Raw genomic sequence first — 19,053 nt, 5'->3', positions numbered from 1 at the left:
TCATGAATTCGTCCTAGGCTGCTTTATGGTACCAAAGACTCTATCCGCTGCTTTCTCAGTATATTGAATTTCATCGTCTCCATGAGCGCTTGATACAAACCCGGCTTCAAACATGGAAGGAGCAAAATATACCCCTTCTGCTAACATTTTATGGAAAAATTGCTTAAAGAGCGCTTCATCTGATGCAGCAACATCATTAAAATCCAATATATTTGATTGCTCAGTAAAACAAAAACCAAACATCCCTCCAAGAGAAGAACCACAAAATGGAATGTTATGTCCTTTGGCAACGGCATCCAAAGAGCGGATTAATGCTGAAGCGCATTCATTTAATTGCTCATAAAATCCAGGACGCTCTAACTCACTTAAAGTAGCCAATCCAGCTGCCATAGCTAAAGGATTCCCTGATAAAGTACCTGCTTGATAAACAGGACCCTCGGGAGCAAGAAAATTCATGATCTCACTTTTTCCTCCGATAGCCCCGACAGGCATTCCCCCACCGATCACTTTGCCTAACGTGGTGAGATCCGGATCGATGCCAAAATACCCTTGTGCCCCTGTAAGCCCTACTCTGAATCCTGTCATCACTTCATCAAAAATTAAAACGGCATTGTTTTCAGTACAAAGCGCTCTTAGTCCTGATAAAAATTCAGGCTTTGGCATGACAAAGCCCATATTGCCAGCAACAGGTTCAATAATCACCGCCGCAATATCATCTTTGTACATTTCAAATAAGCGGGAAACCTGATCAAGCTGGTTAAAATCAGCAGTTAATGTATGTTCAGTAATGCTTTTAGGAATACCTGGAGTAGATGGGATCCCAAGGGTTAACACGCCGGAACCCGCCTTAACCAACAGCCCATCACTATGACCATGATAACAACCGTTGAACTTGATGATTTTTTGTTTACCACTATAGCCTCTTGCTAGTCGAATCGCGGTCATAGTGGCTTCAGTCCCTGAATTGACCATGCGAATTTTTTCGATAGCCGGCATTAATTCGATAATTTTTTGAGCTAATTGAATTTCTAATTCCGTTGGAGCGCCAAAGCTCATGCCATGATTGAGCACCTGAGAAACCGCCTCAATCACGCTTGGATGACAATGGCCTAAAATAAGCGGCCCCCAAGATCCGACATAATCAATGTATCGATTATCATCCACATCAATAAGATAGGCTCCTCTTCCCTCTTTAAAAAATAACGGCTCACCGCCAACGCCTTTAAAGGCGCGTACTGGCGAATTAACGCCACCTGGGATAAGTGTTTTGGCCTTAAGAAATAGATTATGTGAAATGCTCATCTTTCATCCTGAGTTTGAAATGCATATATTTTACTCACTAAGCAAGCAAATCGCCAGTTGAGTTTATCTGTAATAATAAATGCATTCTGATAGATAGTTCTTACCTGCACTGGACGTTCAAGCGGAATTACTATTTTGGACTTTCTCTTTACATTAGTCTCTACAGCCTATAAATTAGACGCTTTTTTACAATTAGAACAAATTATGGAATCTTACAAAAAATTCATTTGCGTCATTTGCGGCTTTATTTATGATGAAGAAGAAGGCTGGCCTGAAGATGGCATTGAGCCAGGCACACGCTGGGAAGATGTACCCGAAAACTGGTTTTGCCCAGATTGTGGTGCTGGTAAAGAAGATTTCGAAATGGTTGAAATTGAATAACTACTAAAACGGTTTAACCACCACCAAAAGAACAATAAGCACTAAAAATATGGTGGGAATTTCGTTAAACATACGAAAATAATGGCTTGAATGAGGGCAAGATCGAGTCAAAAATTGTTTACGATATTTCCCACAGATAAAATGATACACCCAAAGCAGAATAACAAGCATTAATTTGGCATGCATCCAGCCTGCGTGTACGTAATATTGGGGGTTATACAACAATAATGAAACCCCTAATACAGTTGTGAATATCCCAGCAGGCCACATAATCCCGTAATAAAGTCTTCGCTCCATAGTCTTAAACCGTTCTAATCCAACCACATCCTCCGTTTGGCAGTGATACACGAAAAGGCGCGGTAAATAAAATAGACCAGCAAACCAAGCCACCATCGCTATGATATGAAAGGCTTTTAAATACAACATTAATCTTACCTCTTTTAAGCGCTTTAGCGAAAAAATTATGAACTATCCGCAAGCAATTATTTTTTGCTCTTTTTTTGACGTCGTGAGCGTTTGATAAGATTCAATGCCTCGACCCCAAGTGAAAAGCCCATGGCAAAATACACATAACCCCGCGGGACATGAAATGCAAAACTATCGGCAACCAAGACCATTCCAATTAGAATTAAGAAACTTAAAGCCAACATTTTTACGGTTGGAAAGCGCTCTATAAAGTCACTCACAGGTTCACTGGCGTAGATCATCACCAAAATCGCGCACGTAATCGCTAAAGCCATTACCCAAAATCGGTCTGTCAAACCAACTGCAGTTAGCACGCTGTCTAAAGAAAAAATAATATCCATTACCCCAACTTGAATCACAACGGAGCGAAACGTAATAACCTTCGGTTGGAACTCTCTTATTTCTTCCTCACCATTCGAGACTTCAAAATGAATTTCCTGAGTTGCTTTCGCGATTAAAAACCCGCCTCCCAGGAGTAGAAAAACATCGCGGACGGAATAACTAAAGTCCCCCCAGGTTATAAATGGTGTTTTAAGCTTCACAATCCAAACGGCTGAGGCTAAGAGAATTAAACGAGTAACCCACGCAAACGTGAGTCCCCAGCGTCTAGCTTTTTTGCGTTGGGCAGGTGGGAGCTTTTCAGTGAGAATTGATAAGAATACAAGATTATCAACGCCCAGAATGATTTCAAGAATTATTAATGCGCTTAGGCTTAGAAAAATATCTAAAAGTTCCACTCTGAAAAAATCTCCCTGAAATGTTTTGGTGATTGTAACAAGCTAGCACGGATTGTCTATAAGTAGTCTGTTTCTTTTTTATCCAGGACAGATTTTTCTTAAATCCGCCTTCGTAATGAATCAAACGTTTTATAAAGTCAACTTTACCATCCCTCTCCCGCGAAAGACCTTCAAGCACGTTGCCAAATTTTTTGAGTTCAACCCTGGTGAAATCTGAGGGATAATTTTAAGCTGGTAATTTATTTGTCCAACTACGATCCATTATTTTATTATAAACTTTAGCTAACCATAATGAAGTATTACCTCCGCCTGGAGCTATATCACTGCTCCAATTATTTTTTGTCCATAAATAAATTTCAAGACATTTCATTTGGATTTGCTTTTCAATTGCAGATAAATCAATGCTAGTTTCAGGCATAATGGATAAATAACCTTCTAAATACAATGTGATTTTGTTTTGCCAACCTTCCTGCTCATGCACTATGGGATGAAAAAATGGACGTGAAAAATCCTCCATAAACCAATTATAACTCGGAAGATCAAAATCTATTATATGAATTGTTTCACCATCAGTTAGAACATTTCCTTCTCGGTGATCCCCATGAGTCAAACCAAAATTATCTGAAGTCTTAATTCTTTTATTGAAATAATCTGTGACTTCAATCAATAAGTTTTGAAGTTTTATCGATTCATTTTTAGCATAATTTTCTAGTTCCGCGATGGATTTATCCCAGCTGGTATACCTATCTACTTTTGGTTTGTACGATTTTGCTGCTTTATGTAATTTTCCAAGCGCCATCCCCCATCGTCGATATAATTTATCGTTTTCATAATTAAAATGAATCGGTTGACCCGGCACCTCTTTACAAACATGGGCTATAAAAATATTATTTCCTTGTTTTATTTGTTCAATCCAAGCATCATTATTGGAGCGTACTGGTTCACATACGGGCGCATCATTTTTGAATAAATGCTGTTGGTAACAAATTGCGGATAAAAGAGCCTTTTCTTGCCTCAGTGCTGTATGAGTCACCCTAAGATAATATCCGCCGCCTTTTTTCTCAAATCGATAGACTAAATTAATTCCTTCGCTTATCAATTTTATTGTTTGTAAATCACCGCCCCATCGGTCTACAGCTTGTTTGGGTGTGGCATTATTGATTCTTTTTAAAACTTCATTCCACATGTTTAATGGCCTCGCGAATTTTTCTTTTAATGATGTAATTATTTTTTGCCTGCAGGGCTGCTATTGCTACTTATGCTTAGAAGGAGAGGCAAATGATTTCGCCGATTTCTTCTCATGCTGATTCCCTCCTTCATTTGGTTATGCATTATCGAGATTAATTAAGCATTTGTCCAAGATATGGAACCTACCTCTGCTGACTGACTAATTACAAGCAAGGCGGGTGAATATTTAAATCCCACCGGCAAGTAGCTTTGCACTCGTTAATAGTCTTGCCTATTGGAGCTCGGTTTTGGAAGGGGGAATTTCTGTTCCTTTTCATAAATTGCTTGGTTATAATAGTGCCAGTGAACATGGTTTCTTAAACAGGTGGCTACAATCATCAATTTAATCAAAAAATTATTACGGAACAAACGAGGGGCAGATATCGAACCAACTGACCCCATTCACACCATACCCCGTAGTAAACATCAAATTTCTAAGCCCGATATTAGTGATAATGCACTTAAAGTCGTTAACCGCTTAAATAGCGCAGGCTTTGAAGCTTATCTCGTTGGCGGAAGTGTTCGCGATCTTTTGCTGCGTAAAGCACCAAAAGATTTCGATGTCGCAACCAACGCAACACCCAATGAAATTCGCAATCTATTTAAAAATGCACGAATTATTGGGCGTCGCTTTAAATTAGCCCATATCCTATTTCATCGAGAAATCATTGAAGTCGCTACGTTTAGAGGGCATGAAGCTACGGATGCCCAGCAATTACTCAATGACCGCGGAATGCTCATCCGAGACAATGTGTATGGAACTCTAGAAGAAGATGCATGGCGGCGCGATTTCACAATCAATTCACTTTATTATAATGTTTTAGATTCAACCATCATTGATTATACCGGTGGGTTTGAGGACATCGATAAACGTTTAATTCGTATCATTGGCGAACCGGTTACTCGTTATAAAGAAGATCCGGTGAGAATGTTAAGAGCCATCCGATTTAGTGCGAAATTACATTTTGAACTCGCTGAAAGCACCGCTGCACCCTTATCAGAATTAAGCCCGTTGATCACCCATGTGTCCAGTTCACGCCTTTTTGATGAAATGACGAAACTCTATCAATGCGGCAATGCCGAAACGGTTCACCGGCTTATGCTGCAGTATGGTTTTTTTGAGCAACTCTTCCCGCAAACATTTAAGTTGTTTGAAGGTCAATATCCTGCTCATGCGCTTATTGGAATTGCCTTAGAAAATACCGATAACCGTATTAAGGAAAATAAACCCGTTACCCCCGCGTTTATATTTGCTGTGATTCTATGGTTTCCGTTATTAGATCGCGCCGCGCGTTTAAGAGAAGAAGGGATTGATCCTTTACCCGCCTTAGAGCAAGCGATGTCACAAGTTATTGCGGAACAAAATCGAATTGTTTCAATACCAAAACGATTTACCCAAGTCATGCGTGAAATATGGATTTTGCAATATCGATTATCTAAGCGAACTGGTAGAAGAGCATTTAATATGATGCAGCATCCTCGTTTCCGTGCCGCCTATGACTTTCTGGCATTACGAGCTCTTGCAGGTGATGAGTCAATGGAGCTTGCTGACTGGTGGACTCAGTTTCAAGACGTCACACCAAATATCCAAAACGAAATGGTTGCAGCACTAACCCCCAATCTTCCTCGTAAACGCCGTCGCAGAAAACCCAAACCCTCTCTATGAACACTTGTTTTTTGGCATTGGGTAGTAATTTAAAACATCCAGAGCGGCAATTACGCCAAGCTGTTAAAGCCTTACGAGGGTTACCTAAAACGGTCGTGACTCAACAATCTCGCCTATATGTCACTGAACCGTTAGGCTCGGCATTTCAACCTGGCTATTGCAACCAAGTCATCAAGCTCTTTACCAATCTACCGCCACTCGAATTATTATCTTATTGCCAGGCGATTGAACTTAAACAAAAACGCGTTAGAAAACGACGCTGGGGCCCTAGAACACTGGACATTGATATATTACTGTATGGTGATCAAACACTAAATACTGCAAACTTAACTCTACCCCACCCAGAACTGTATCACCGCGATTTTGTTTTAATTCCTTTACTTGAAATAATTGGGCAAGAATCCAACAATTCCCGCCCAACTCTAAGATCTAATTAGCACGGGCTGTCTGCCAGTAAGCTTTCATAAACCTTCGAAGCACATGGATGTGCTTCGAGAGCCCCATAGATGGGTTTACGCGTGTTTGTGAAAGCTTACTGGCAGATAGACCTTGCCTGCACTGAATTTTCGGGCGAGAGTTATTCGCAAGAACATTTACCTACTGGTCCCATCCTTCTAAATCGATTAAACTGAATCCATACTTAATAGCCAACGCGAGGGAGTTGTGTATAAAACGATATTGCACCCAACCGATTTAAGTGAAAGCCATTTTCATTTATGTGAAAAAGCAGTTGAGTTTGCCAAACTCTTTGATGCAAAACTTTATTTGCTCCACGTCATTGAACCTCCAGCTTCACTACAAATTGCACAAAGTCTAGGATTTGCTGAATTTGATAAACCTAGAAAGGACGATGCTCGTGCGGTAATGAGTGTATTAGGCGAAGCATTAAATATACCAACGGAGCGACAATTTGTTGAAGTGGGCTCAATAAAAATGCATGTCTTGAATAGTATTCAGCAATTGTCTTGTGAATTAGTGATTGTTGGTAGCCATGAACCCAATCAGCTACCTCAATTTTTAGGCAGCACAGCCCATGCAGTGGTGCAAAAAGCACCTTGCGACGTTCTCACCCTCAAAACATAAAGCACCCGCTGAAGTCGTGCGGATGCTTTACTATGCAGAGAACATGTTAATACCAACCGTATCCATAACCATAGCAAGGATTACATGTTGCACAACACGTAGTATAGGTTGCCACAGGCCTTGCACACGTTGCACCGCATGATGCGGTATATACCCCACAGCCACCAAGTGCTAAAGTTGAAACGAATAGTGTGAATCCAATAATATACCTTCTCATAATTGCTTCCTTGTCATTTGAGAGAGTACTTTTATTATAATTTATGATTCGTGTTTATACAAATTGATTCGGATTTGTTCCGTAAACTTGTCTTTTGCTATACTATAAAAAGGATGATTAAAAAATGGATTAAATCATGATTACTCGCATAAGGACTAAAAATAGCAAGCGGATTATATTCATAGCGACATCGATTGTTTTAATTGGCATTTTATTTTCAAATATTGTTAATGCCCATTACGCGGAAGAAGTTTATCATCCTCACCATCCTTACTATTTACAGCATCCGGCCCACATTCATTATTCGCCCCATCATTATCATTACGTACCGACCCACGTCCATCTCCATCATACTCCTGCTCACGATGTTAATTTTTCCTACTGGACTAATTGGTATAAAATAAGTTCTCATTGTTATCGAAGCTGTCTTGTTGACCGACTAGGTAGAACGCTTAAATGTACACATGAATGCTACTAAAATTTAATCAAGCATCGACTGCTTTCAGAGCTTTCTTCTGCACGGAAACAACGCAAATATTACACTCTATAATCAAAGTTTGATTTTGTCCTGATTACGAGCAAGAGATTATATGAAAATCTTTTGAATTTGGGCTATGATTGCGATTTTTAGATTTCAGGAGCTGATATATGAAAGCAGGGCAAGATAGTCTGTCCACTAAGCGCCAGATGCAAGTAGATGGTAAAACTTATCATTACTTTAGTTTAAAAGAAGCCGAAGCGAATCATTTTAAAGGCATTAGCCGCCTGCCCTACTCTTTGAAAGTATTGTTAGAAAACTTACTCCGCTTTGAAGACGGTGACACGGTTAAGTCGGAAGATATTGAAGCCATTGCCGCATGGCTTGATAAAAAAACATCACAACATGAAATCGCTTATCGACCTGCGCGAGTCCTGATGCAAGATTTTACTGGTGTGCCAGCGGTTGTGGACTTAGCCGCCATGCGAACAGCGATTGAAAAAATGGGGGGTAAAGCAGAAAAGATATCTCCCCTTTCCCCTGTTGATTTAGTTATTGATCACTCCATTATGGTTGATCGCTTTGCAACCGAAGACGCGATGAAGATTAACACGGCCATTGAAATCGAGCGCAACAAAGAACGCTACGAATTTTTGCGCTGGGGACAAAAAGCATTCGCTAATTTTCAAGTGGTTCCGCCAGGTACAGGAATTTGCCACCAAGTAAACCTGGAATACTTAGGTAAAACCGTTTGGAGTACGGAAGTTGATGGCATAACATATGCTTATCCAGATACGCTTGTAGGCACAGATTCTCATACCACCATGATTAATGGCTTGGGTGTACTCGGTTGGGGAGTGGGAGGTATTGAAGCAGAAGCTGCCATGCTTGGACAGCCAGTTTCTATGCTCATCCCCGAAGTCATTGGCTTTAAATTGACTGGAAAATTACGAGAAGGCATTACAGCGACTGACTTGGTATTAACCGTTACCCAAATGCTCCGAAAAAAAGGTGTCGTCGGTAAATTTGTTGAATTTTATGGCCCAGGTCTTGCTGATTTACCCTTAGCCGATCGCGCAACCATTTCCAATATGGCGCCAGAGTATGGTGCAACCTGCGGATTTTTCCCTGTCGACAAGGAAACATTGCGTTATATGCGCTTGACTGGCCGTGATGAGCATACCATTGCTTTGGTAGAAGCCTATTGCAAAGAGCAAGGATTATGGTATGAAAACGGTAGTGAGGAACCAGTCTTTACAGATACTTTATCACTTGATTTAAGCACGGTTGAACCATCTCTTGCTGGACCTAAACGCCCACAAGACAAGGTAAATTTAAGAACATTACCCGAAGAGTTTGATGCGTTTTTGAAGCAATCCGATAAAGAAAAAGAAAAAAACAGTGAATTTGCAGTTGATAAGGAATCCTATGCTCTTAAACACGGCGTCGTGGTTATTGCAGCAATTACCAGCTGCACCAACACTTCAAATCCAAGTGTATTAATGGCTGCCGGATTAGTCGCTAAAAAAGCCGTTGAAAAGGGACTACAAAGAAAACCATGGGTTAAATCTTCTCTAGCTCCGGGTTCAAAAGTGGTTACGGATTATTTAAAACTTGCTGGGTTACAAAGCTATCTTGATGAGCTTGGGTTTAATTTAGTTGGATATGGCTGTACAACTTGTATCGGAAACTCAGGTCCACTGCCTGATCCTATCTCAGAAGCTATTTCGAAGTATGATTTGGTCGTCAGTTCTGTCTTATCCGGAAATCGAAACTTTGAAGGACGAGTTCATCCACAAGTTCGTGCCAACTGGCTCGCTTCTCCTCCACTGGTTGTGGCATATGCATTAGCCGGCTCAACCACACTTGATCTTAGTAAAAGTCCACTTGGTAAAGACCAATCTGGTAATGATGTTTACTTAAAAGATATTTGGCCATCCAATGCCGAAGTCGCTGCAGAAGTAGCGAAAGTCAGTGGAAGCATGTTCCAAAAAGAATATGCTGAAGTTTTTAAAGGTGATGAACTATGGCAGGCTATTAACGTGGGTTCTGGTAAAACCTATGCCTGGGATGATAATTCCACATACATTCAATATCCGCCATTTTTCGAAAACTTGTCAGATAAACCTCTGGCAATTAAATCGGTCAATGATGCCTATGTTCTGGCTTTATTAGGTGACTCCATCACCACCGATCATATTTCGCCAGCTGGAGCGATTAAAGCCAACTCACCTGCTGGACTGTATTTAAAGTCGAAAGGAGTCAACGAAAAGGACTTTAACTCTTATGGTTCACGTCGAGGAAATCACGAAGTAATGATGCGAGGTACGTTTGCCAATATCCGCATTCGCAATGAAATGACACCGGATATTGAAGGAGGATTTACTAAACATATTCCTTCGGGTGAAATCATGTCGATTTTTGATGCCGCCATGAAGTATCAAGAAGCTAATCACCCACTCGTAGTCATCGCTGGAAAGGAATATGGAACCGGATCTTCACGCGACTGGGCTGCTAAAGGAACCAACTTGCTAGGAGTCAAAGCGGTTATCACGGAAAGTTTTGAGCGGATTCATCGTTCAAACCTAATTGGAATGGGCGTTTTGCCTCTGCAATTTATGCCTGGTACGACTCGTAAATCGTTGAACCTAAACGGCAGCGAACGAGTGAGTATTCAAGTCAATGATGATCTAAAACCCGGCTCAATTATTCCAGTAACCATCACGCATCAAGATGGCAACCAGGATCAAATTGAAGTGCTGTGCCGGATTGATACCGCGAATGAGCTTGCATACTATCGACATGGTGGCATTTTACAGTATGTATTACGCAATTTAATTGCTTAGATCAATCGTGTTCAGGGAGGGCAGGCGTATCTAATTTTTGAACATTACACGCTTTTTGCCTACGAGCCCTGCTTTATGCTCTCTTGACACATCTTAAGCCTACGCCACACGGCTTGACTGGGTGACGTAGGCTTAAGATGTGTAGAAGATTTGGGCTTTACACAAGGATCCTGTCGATCTTGACGTTAATTAATATAAGTTCGATACCAAAATTCCAAATTTTGCGGATATCGAACGGGCTTATTTTGAATGGATCCCATACAAAAAGCTTCGCATTTTTACGGGATAACGCTCGTTTGGCACTACAAAAGTCATAAATGACGTTTCTGTCGAACTCTCCTTCATAAGGCTCTGGAGCCTATTGTTAGGCTTTCATGCAAGTATTCTAACTACTACTTAAATATAGAAAGCCCTCATTTATTTGAAAAATCTGCTATTTTAATAATAATTGCAAAAAATTATTTCTCTTTCGCCAACTAAGGACAGTCAGTGGCTATTTTGACCCGTTCCAAACAACAAAGACTTTCTCTGTTGTTGGAAAAACCCTGGTTTTTACCTGTGGTGATTTGTTTCGTTATGAATGCAATTGGGGTTTCATTAAGCCTAGAATATAATTATATATTTGGTGAAGGCGTTTCAATAACCCAAACACGTCAGCAAACCATTCTTATGATCATGGCGAGTTCGCTGATGACATTAATCGGGGTAACCTTCTCAATTAGCATGCTGATTTTATCCAGTGTTGCCACTCAATACGGTCCTCGTTTGCTCCCAAATTTTCTTCACTCTAAAATTGCACAATTTACCTTAGGGTTATTCTTGGGAACTTTTATTTTCTGTCTATACTGCATCTACTATCCTACGAGTGATACGATAAGAGGGATTCAAACGGTCTATGCGTTTATCTTAACCATAACCTGTCTTTTTATTTTAGTCATATTTATTAATTATGTGATTAAATCCATTCGGATTGATGGGTTACTTAAGTTAGTTGTAAACCAAACTGAAAAGGCGATTAACCTAAATTATAGTAAGTCAACAAGTAAGAATAGAAAAAAACGAAAAATCTCAAAAACAATTAAAACCGATCAACTCGTGTGCAGTGATCAAAATGGTTATATACATGGTGTGGATTATGAAACAATCAAAAACATTGCTCAGGAAAACGATTTACGTATTCATGTTTGTTTCAAGCCAGGGGATTATGTTTATGAGAAGAATGCTTTAATGCGAATTTATATAAAAGGAAAAAATAAAAATATTGAAAAGCAAATTTCGTCATTAAAGTATTCAATTAATATTTTGGATAGAAGAGTGATTAGCCAAGATATCGAATATGGATTTGATCAAATTGCAGAAATTGCCGTTCGAGCACTCTCCCCTGGTATTAATGATCCCTATACGGCTAGAGATTGTACCTTTTCGATTGGAAAATTATTAATATATGTTGATAAGTATGAAGATTTAGAATACAACGCAATAGTAGAAGATAAAATCACTTTGGTCACGTATAAATCCTTTACATATGAAGGGATCATTGATGCTGCTCTAAGTCGTTTACGTCAAGCCGCGAAAGATGATGTGACGATTATTCTTGCAATATATGACATGATCATAAATGTTGCTAAACTATTAAAACGGGAGCCGCTTAGGCAAGCTATCTTAAATCAAGCACATGAACTAAGCAATTACATAGAAGATTTAAAATTTACCGGCCATGATCAAGACGCAATTAAAGAGCGAGAAGTTGAACTCGCACGTATTGAAAAAGAAATTCATTGACTGCACTATAAAAACACACCATTATTTCACCTTTAGTAATATACGCTTTGAATCAAAGATAAGTATAGATTTTAACCCTAAGTGTTTTTAAGGATTTTACGTGCGGCAATCTAAGCGAGTATTAAGTGTTTTTACCTTGGTCATGATTAACGTCATTGCCGTTGATAGTTTGCGCACATTGCCATTAACTGCAACCTTAGGACTATCACTGGTTTTTTACTACTCTGTCGCTGCAATCGCTTTTTTTATTCCTGTCGCTTTAGTTTCAGCTGAGCTTGCCACCGCTTTCCCAGAGACAGGCGGGATTTATATTTGGGTTCGAGAAGCATTTGGAAGACGGGCTGGTTTTATTACCATATGGCTGCAGTGGATATACAACGTGGTTTGGTACCCTACGATTCTTGCCTTCATTGCCGCAACCATTGCGTATTTGTTCGCACCACAATTAGCACAGCATAAGCTCTTTCTATTACTAACCATTTATGGTTTGTTTTGGATTTTTACCCTCTTAAACTGTTTTGGAATGAAAATTTCAGGGTTGGTGAGCATCATCGGAGCTATAGTAGGAACCTTAATCCCGATGATAGGAATTATTATTTTAGGCGCTTTCTGGATTTTTCAGGGTAATCCGTATGCTTTTGATCCTCAATTATCCTGGATCCCAGACTTTTCTTCCATTGGAAATTTATCGCTTTTTTCAGCGGTCTTATTTGGATTATTAGGGATTGAAATGTCAGCCGTTCATGCTGAGGAAGTAAAAAACCCCCAACGAGACTATCCTCGTGCTTTATTTTATTCAACCATTTTAATTTTTTTAACTCTTGTATTAGGCTCCTTAGCGATTGTCATCGTCGTTCCACAAACACAATTAAGTGTGGTTTCGGGGCTCATTGATGCGTTTGCCATCTTCTTTAACGCGTATCACATGCCGTGGATGACTTACTTAACCGCGGCATTTATTATTATTGGCGGCTTAAGTGGGGTTGCAGCATGGATTATTGGCCCAACCAAGGGATTATTAGTTTCCGCTCGGGATGGCTCCCTTCCGGCTGTATTTTCCAAAGTAAATCAGCATGGTGCTCCTGTTCCTATTTTAGTCATCCAAGGCTTAATTTTTATGGTGCTCAGTACCGTTTTTATTCTGGTTCAGTCTATAAATGCAGCCTATTGGATTTTAAGCGATCTGTGCGCTCAAATGGCGCTCATCGTATACTTATTTATGTTTGCAGCTGCCATCCGGCTTCGGTATAGCAAACCCTACCAAGTAGGGGCATTTCGAATTCCCGGAGGGAATATCATGATGTGGCTAATTGCCGGAATGGGAATGCTTTGCTGTGTGACAGCCATTATTATCGGTTTTGTACCACCGAATCAAATTGAAGTTGGAAATCGTTGGTTTTTTGAGGGGTTTCTAATGGGCGGTTTGTTTATTTTTGTTGTGTTGCCTTGGTTTTTAGTCAAAAAACGTTAGGAAAAGTTAGCCCAGCTATCATGAGCTGGGCCAGATTTAAATTTTCATTAATCTTCAGGAATAGACATAAGCGTCGCATTGCCACCTGCTGCGGTCGTGTCAACGGTGTACGTTCTTTCGTGACATAATCGAGGTAGATAAAAAGGTCCGCCTGCTTTGGGACCCGTACCAGACAACCCCTCTCCTCCAAATGGCTGTAAGCCCACCACTGCCCCAATCATATTACGATTGACATAGCAGTTCCCGACATGAACTCTATCCCGAATATACTCAACTGTCTGATTAATGCGGCTATGAATTCCAAGGGTTAAGCCGTATCCAGTGCTGTTAATTTGATGAATTACATCATCAAGATTCTTCCGTTTAAAACGAATCACATGTAACACAGGGCCAAACACTTCTTTTTCTAAAGCATTGATGTTGTCGATTTCGAATGCAATAGGAGGCAGATAATAACCATTACCCTTTGTGGAAGCGCTGCATTGATAAATCGTTTTATAAGTTTGAACCATCTTGTCCACGTGACTTTTTAAGTTATCTAGCGCTTCTTGATCAATCACGGGCCCCACATCCGTTTTTAATAATACAGGATCACCAATCTCAAGCTCAGCCATTGCCCCTTTAAGTAGTTCTTTAAATCGAGGATAAACTTCATCTTGAACATATAAGACTCGAAGCGCGGAGCATCGCTGTCCAGCAGAACCAAAGGCCGATGTAATGACATCCATAACCACTTGTTCCAATAATGCGGAAGAATCCACAATCATGGCATTTTGTCCGCCTGTTTCCGCTATAAGAGGAATAAGTTCACCACCCCGAGTGGCCAACGTTTTATTAATGAGTGCGGCCGTTTGCGTTGAACCAGTAAAGATAACCCCTTTAATACGCTTATCCTGAACTAATTTAGCGCCAATGGTCTCGCCTTTTCCTGGAAGAAGTTGAATTACTCCCTTAGGAATCCCCGCTTTATGCATTAACTCAACCGCCAAAGAGGCAATTAATGGGGTTTGTTCAGCAGGCTTTGCAATAACGCAATTACCCGTCACTAAAGCCGCGACCACTTGACCGGTAAAAATAGCGAGTGGAAAATTCCAGGGGCTGATGCATAACACAACGCCCCGTGGGTGAAGGGATAATTCATTTCGTTCTCCGGTGTATCCATGAAGCTCAATTGGACTTGTCATTAATTGCTCCGCCTTGGTGGCGTAATAATGGCAAAAATCAATTGCTTCGCGCACTTCTGCAACACCATCATAGAGCGTTTTACCCGCTTCTAAAGAGGCGATGGCCAAAAATCGCGTCATATTATCTTGCAATAACTTTGCATATTGCCGAATCATCGCCGCTCGCAGAGAGACAGGCATAGTACTCCAAGCAGCAAAAGACTCAACAGCCTGAGTAAGTGCCCAATCTGTATCTTCTTCCGTCGCTTCAAGTACATTACCTACAAAACGATCAGGCGCTTGTGGAGAAAAGCAAGATTGACCCAATTCTGCCTTGAACGACTTGTCCTTTATAAGAGGAGTAGCCTGCCATTTTTGCTCACTCCAATGATTGAGGTCCTGTTGTAAACGCGCTCTTTCTTCTCGATTTGTAAAATCAATTCCAATTGAATTACTGCGAAGAGGTAAAAAAATATCTTTTGGCAAAGGAATATTTTGGTTCATCTTGCTAAGCAGCGCTTTTGACTTCGCTACAGGATCTTCAACCAGCTTACTAATGGGCGCTTTATCATCAACGATACGATTTACAAACGAAGAATTTGCTCCATTTTCTAGCAATCGGCGCACGAGATAGGGAAGTAAATCTTCATGCGTACCCACAGGAGCATAAATTCGGCAAGGAATAGCTAGGCGGTTGCTCGGTACAACCTGGTCATACAGTTCATTACCCATACCGTGCAAACACTGGAATTCAAAATCACGATAGTTTCCAGCTAGACCAAGAATGAGCGCAACTGAATAAGCGTTATGGGTGGCAAATTGCGGATAAATCGCATCCGTCATGGTTAAAAGCTTTTTAGCACAAGCTTGAAACGAGGTATCAGTAAATGCTTTTCGGGTAAAGACCGGATATTCTTCTAACCCTTGCATTTGAGTTTTTTTAATTTCACTATCCCAGTAGGCACCTTTTATCAAGCGGACCATAATGCGACGCTTGTTTTCTCGTGCCAATTGAGCCACCCAATCCAAGAGATAGAATGCCCGCTTTTGATAGGACTGCACAGCCATTCCAAACCCGTCCCATCCTGCTAATGCCGGATCTTTAACCACGCGCTCAATAACATCTAAAGAAATGTCTAATCTTTCTGATTCTTCAGCGTCAACAGTCAATGCGATGTTATATTGTTTTGCACACTTGGCCAGAGACAATAACCTAGGAGGCAATTCTTGAAGAACGCGATCGTATTGTGCTTCATGATATTTAGGATGCAATGCCGAAAGCTTAATGGAAATCCCAGGATTTGAATACACCGTTCCCTCGCCTTTTGTTTCCTTACCAATAGCCTCAATCGCATTGGCATAGGCGTCTAGATAGCGTTTTGCATCGGCACTTGTCAATGCCGCCTCACCCAGCATGTCATATGAATAACGATAACCAATGGCTTCTTTTTTCTTCGCACGAGTTAATGCATCTTGAATGGTCTGCCCCATGACAAATTGTTTGCTCATAATCCGCATTGCCTTATCAACGGCTTTACGAACCACTGCCTCGCTACTACGATTAATAAGCTTCATTAAGGCCTTCGTGAGAACAGAGTCTGCTTTCTCGGGTGAAAGCACTTTGCCAGTGAGCATTAAAGCCCAGGTTGTTGCGTTAACAAAAAAAGACTCGCTTTGACCTCGGTGGGCCTTCCAGTTTGCACTGGCTAATTTATCTTTAATTAAATCATCAATCGTTGCGTTATCGGGAACTCTTAATAACGCTTCGGCCAAACACATCAGTGCGATGCCTTCATCACTAGACAGTGCATATTCTGATAAAAATGAATCAATTCCGGTGCTTTTTTTTCTTTCAGAGCGCACCTGCTCAACAAGCTTTGTTGCTTCTCGTTTCACAAACGACTGTGTTTCGTCATTCAATTCTGCACGTTCTATAAGCTTTGAAACAATACTATATTCATCCTCTCTGTACGCATCATTGATAGTTCTGCGTAAGCCTTTTGGCTGATGAAGTGATTGCTTATCAAGCATGTTGCCTCCAAAGTAGAAAATTATCGGGGTGAAGGATAATCTAATTTTTTAACAAATGAAACTAAATTTATACTTTTATTGTGCGCTTGTGAAACAATATGATCAAAATACTTAGTAAGAAGTTTAGTCAGAAATTATCGTTTATCCATTAGGTATTCCATAGGATACGTTTATCTATCCATTGAAACTAACTATCCTGGTGTGAGGCACATCCAGAATATCCAACTTCAATGGATATAAAAACCAAATTTGAGGTAATTATCGCTTTTTAAAAATAAAATCACCTCAAATTTAAACGAAGATTTTTAGCAGTTGGCTTGCACATTTCATGCCATCATACCTTGCGATGAAATTCAACCTAATCTATTGATTATTCATTACATTTTCTTGACCAATTGTTCCTCTAGATGACTATTCATGCCCCTTTTGGCTTTACATTTGCCTTCTTTGTCTATATAATCACCATTTTTTGTGATATATCTTAACAGTTTTTTTACACTTAACTACTCCACAGGAAGGTGTTCAATTTGTCCTATCAGCCTGTGTTAATTAAGATATGAAAATAGTATGGAGCCGTATGAATACGATTTTAACGCTAATTTCGCTAGTTATGTTTTCTAGCAATTTGACGTCAAGCGCGGCAATTTTTGCTAAGCCAGCTTCTTTTGATATCAATACTGAAGTCAATCATCTCAGTCAAAAAGCACCCAACTTAAATAAAAAAGTCTTAAAAATTGCCTTAGCGGCTTATCACAAAGCCTCTGCAAAAGGGGCGGTAAAAAAGCCAGTTCTTACTGTAATTGATTATTCTTTACCCTCTTCAAAACAGCGCATGTGGATTTTTGATGTAAAAAAAGAACGACTCTTATACAATACTCATGTGGCCCATGGAAAAAATTCTGGCCTTGATGTACCAAAACACTTTTCCAATAAATCTTCCAGTAAAGAAACCAGCCTAGGTACTTATGTTACCCGTGATACATATTTTGGCTCTAAAGGTTTATCATTAAATTTACAAGGATTGGAAAAAGGATTTAATGATAATGCTTATAACCGTAGAGTCGTGATCCATGGGGCATGGTATGTAGAACCCTCTTTTATCAAAAAAGCTGGGCGGGCTGGTCGTAGTTGGGGATGCCCATCTGTTGCAAAATCACTGGCAAAACCAATCATTAACACGCTAAAAGGTGGGTCGGTTGTATTTGCCTACTATCCAGACAAGCATTACCTTTCTCACTCAGGTTATGCAGTAGCTTAAAAAAAAAGCCAGAGGCAAGCCCTGGCTTTTACAGTCTTCCAATCAAGACTTTCGTCTTGAATCATCATCCTTGACGATCAGATCCTTCTGATCAAAATCCTTTTTTAATGACCTCTTTCCGTGAAGTCTGAGATAAATGTAGCAACTAGAATGTCCATATGCAATACAGGATGATAAATTGTTTAATGAAATGCGCTCAGAAATGCAAAAATAAAATATATTATTTTTCAATAACTTGCCTTTTTACCTAGACAAGTTCTTTTATTTTACAGGTTGTTTTCCTTATTAAAAGTGAGAGATCTCTTACAAAAAAAGAAGACTTTATCTCACCTAAAAGACCTTTGAATTTAAAGTTTTATTGTTGTTACGGAATGATTTAGACGGTATTCACCCATTTAATTGGAGTGCTGCTTTGTTTTCTTTCGCTTTTTCCTCTGACAATATTTCAAAAAACAAATCGCTTCGGGTAGAATGATTCAATAGATTATATAATAATTATCTTATGATAAGTTAATCATTTAAAAGAAGCTACAGGCCATTTTAATTATGAATCAAACCATCACATCCTTAAAAAAAGATAAACTAAAAATTATTGACTGGCTTATTGAACATTTTCCAGGGGCTTTTTTTAAAAAAGCAAACCACATTAAACCTTTAAAGCTTGGAATTTTTGAAGACATCATCGATTTTTATGACCGATTGGATAGCCCCCCTTTCAGCAAAAAAGCACTCCGTGAAGCCTTAAATTATTATAGCGGCTCCCCTGCTTATTTAAATTGCCAAATTTCAAATGCCGCTCGAGTGGATCTCTATGGCAATGAAGTGGATGTAGTAACCGAAGAGCAAGCCAAATATGCTAAGCAACGTTATAATCAGCGTTTTGCTGAGAAAAAGAAAAAGCCTACTAAGACAACTCTGAAACAACTACAAAGAGATTAGGGACTGT

At 39.9% G+C, this 19,053-nt stretch carries 15 protein-coding genes; 9 read left to right on the top strand and 6 right to left on the bottom strand.

Annotation, left to right across the window (positions count from 1 at the left end; translation table 11 throughout):
• Positions 1-1,302, bottom strand: coding sequence for a glutamate-1-semialdehyde 2,1-aminomutase (gene hemL / locus E1O41_RS00440; protein WP_131775339.1), 1,302 nt, complete (start codon positions 1,300-1,302; stop codon positions 1-3).
• A gap of 204 nt (positions 1,303-1,506) precedes the next feature.
• Here hemL and E1O41_RS00435 point away from each other — a divergent pair, with 204 nt between their 5' ends.
• A complete protein-coding gene (locus E1O41_RS00435) occupies positions 1,507-1,683 on the top strand; it encodes a rubredoxin (protein ID WP_131775338.1) in 177 nt (58 codons plus the stop codon).
• Positions 1,684-1,686: 3 nt separating this feature from the next.
• Here E1O41_RS00435 and hemJ read toward each other — a convergent pair whose 3' ends face one another.
• From hemJ to E1O41_RS00420, 3 genes are all read right to left on the bottom strand, one after another.
• The gene (hemJ, locus tag E1O41_RS00430) at positions 1,687-2,109 is read right to left on the bottom strand and encodes a protoporphyrinogen oxidase HemJ (protein ID WP_131775337.1); all 423 of its coding nucleotides are present in this window, start codon (positions 2,107-2,109) and stop codon (positions 1,687-1,689) included.
• Between the two features lie 56 nt (positions 2,110-2,165).
• The gene (locus E1O41_RS00425; RefSeq protein ID WP_131775336.1) at positions 2,166-2,885 is read right to left on the bottom strand and encodes a TerC family protein; all 720 of its coding nucleotides are present in this window, start codon (positions 2,883-2,885) and stop codon (positions 2,166-2,168) included.
• Positions 2,886-3,111: 226 nt separating this feature from the next.
• Complete coding sequence (locus E1O41_RS00420) at positions 3,112-4,071, bottom strand: phosphotransferase enzyme family protein (RefSeq protein ID WP_131775335.1); 960 nt, start codon at positions 4,069-4,071, stop codon at positions 3,112-3,114.
• A 423-nt stretch (positions 4,072-4,494) separates the two neighbouring features.
• Between E1O41_RS00420 and pcnB the strand changes: the two genes are divergently transcribed.
• The 3 genes from pcnB to E1O41_RS00405 all read left to right on the top strand — a co-directional run bounded on the left by pcnB (position 4,495) and on the right by E1O41_RS00405 (position 6,861).
• Entirely contained in the window at positions 4,495-5,778 is a 1,284-nt protein-coding gene (gene pcnB, locus E1O41_RS00415) for a polynucleotide adenylyltransferase PcnB (protein ID WP_131775672.1), read from the top strand.
• Positions 5,775-6,215: a 2-amino-4-hydroxy-6-hydroxymethyldihydropteridine diphosphokinase gene (gene folK, locus E1O41_RS00410; protein ID WP_131775334.1), complete on the top strand. Its 441-nt coding sequence runs from the start codon at positions 5,775-5,777 to the stop codon at positions 6,213-6,215. Before pcnB ends, folK begins: the two co-directional genes overlap by 4 nt.
• 226 nt (positions 6,216-6,441) lie before the next feature.
• A complete protein-coding gene (locus E1O41_RS00405) occupies positions 6,442-6,861 on the top strand; it encodes a universal stress protein (RefSeq protein ID WP_131775333.1) in 420 nt (139 codons plus the stop codon).
• A gap of 46 nt (positions 6,862-6,907) precedes the next feature.
• Here E1O41_RS00405 and E1O41_RS11675 read toward each other — a convergent pair whose 3' ends face one another.
• Positions 6,908-7,078 carry a hypothetical protein gene (locus E1O41_RS11675; protein WP_165481049.1) on the bottom strand — a complete coding sequence of 57 codons (171 nt, stop codon included), beginning with the start codon at positions 7,076-7,078 and terminating at the stop codon, positions 6,908-6,910.
• Between the two features lie 648 nt (positions 7,079-7,726).
• Between E1O41_RS11675 and acnA the strand changes: the two genes are divergently transcribed.
• The 3 genes from acnA to E1O41_RS00390 all read left to right on the top strand — a co-directional run bounded on the left by acnA (position 7,727) and on the right by E1O41_RS00390 (position 13,655).
• Complete coding sequence (acnA, locus tag E1O41_RS00400) at positions 7,727-10,402, top strand: aconitate hydratase AcnA (protein ID WP_131775332.1); 2,676 nt, start codon at positions 7,727-7,729, stop codon at positions 10,400-10,402.
• 489 nt (positions 10,403-10,891) lie between these two features.
• A complete protein-coding gene (locus E1O41_RS00395) occupies positions 10,892-12,184 on the top strand; it encodes a DUF2254 domain-containing protein (RefSeq protein WP_131775331.1) in 1,293 nt (430 codons plus the stop codon).
• A gap of 100 nt (positions 12,185-12,284) precedes the next feature.
• Positions 12,285-13,655, top strand: coding sequence for an APC family permease (locus E1O41_RS00390; protein ID WP_131775330.1), 1,371 nt, complete (start codon positions 12,285-12,287; stop codon positions 13,653-13,655).
• Between the two features lie 47 nt (positions 13,656-13,702).
• Here E1O41_RS00390 and putA read toward each other — a convergent pair whose 3' ends face one another.
• A complete protein-coding gene (putA, locus tag E1O41_RS00385; RefSeq protein WP_131775329.1) occupies positions 13,703-16,849 on the bottom strand; it encodes a bifunctional proline dehydrogenase/L-glutamate gamma-semialdehyde dehydrogenase PutA in 3,147 nt (1,048 codons plus the stop codon).
• A gap of 577 nt (positions 16,850-17,426) precedes the next feature.
• Between putA and E1O41_RS00380 the strand changes: the two genes are divergently transcribed.
• Complete coding sequence (locus tag E1O41_RS00380; protein ID WP_131775328.1) at positions 17,427-18,107, top strand: murein L,D-transpeptidase catalytic domain family protein; 681 nt, start codon at positions 17,427-17,429, stop codon at positions 18,105-18,107.
• Between the two features lie 546 nt (positions 18,108-18,653).
• On the top strand, positions 18,654-19,046 hold the full coding sequence (locus E1O41_RS00375) for a ProQ/FINO family protein (protein ID WP_131775327.1): 393 nt from the start codon (positions 18,654-18,656) through the stop codon (positions 19,044-19,046).
• Positions 19,047-19,053 lie beyond the last annotated feature (7 nt).

Source organism: Legionella impletisoli, assembly GCF_900639875.1.
Lineage (GTDB): Bacteria > Pseudomonadota > Gammaproteobacteria > Legionellales > Legionellaceae > Legionella_A > Legionella_A impletisoli.
The sequence above is the reverse complement of the archived record's forward strand: the minus strand, read 5'-3'. Positions and strand labels throughout refer to the sequence as shown.

Coding starts and splice junctions, on each gene's coding strand:
- folK (WP_131775334.1), top strand. CDS start 5,775: ATGAACACTTGTTTTTTGGCATTGGGTAGTAATTTAAAACATCCAGAG.
- putA (WP_131775329.1), bottom strand. CDS start 16,849: ATGCTTGATAAGCAATCACTTCATCAGCCAAAAGGCTTACGCAGAACT.
- E1O41_RS00375 (WP_131775327.1), top strand. CDS start 18,654: ATGAATCAAACCATCACATCCTTAAAAAAAGATAAACTAAAAATTATT.
- E1O41_RS00435 (WP_131775338.1), top strand. CDS start 1,507: ATGGAATCTTACAAAAAATTCATTTGCGTCATTTGCGGCTTTATTTAT.
- E1O41_RS11675 (WP_165481049.1), bottom strand. CDS start 7,078: ATGAGAAGGTATATTATTGGATTCACACTATTCGTTTCAACTTTAGCA.
- E1O41_RS00380 (WP_131775328.1), top strand. CDS start 17,427: ATGAATACGATTTTAACGCTAATTTCGCTAGTTATGTTTTCTAGCAAT.
- E1O41_RS00420 (WP_131775335.1), bottom strand. CDS start 4,071: ATGTGGAATGAAGTTTTAAAAAGAATCAATAATGCCACACCCAAACAA.
- hemL (WP_131775339.1), bottom strand. CDS start 1,302: ATGAGCATTTCACATAATCTATTTCTTAAGGCCAAAACACTTATCCCA.
- acnA (WP_131775332.1), top strand. CDS start 7,727: ATGAAAGCAGGGCAAGATAGTCTGTCCACTAAGCGCCAGATGCAAGTA.
- hemJ (WP_131775337.1), bottom strand. CDS start 2,109: ATGTTGTATTTAAAAGCCTTTCATATCATAGCGATGGTGGCTTGGTTT.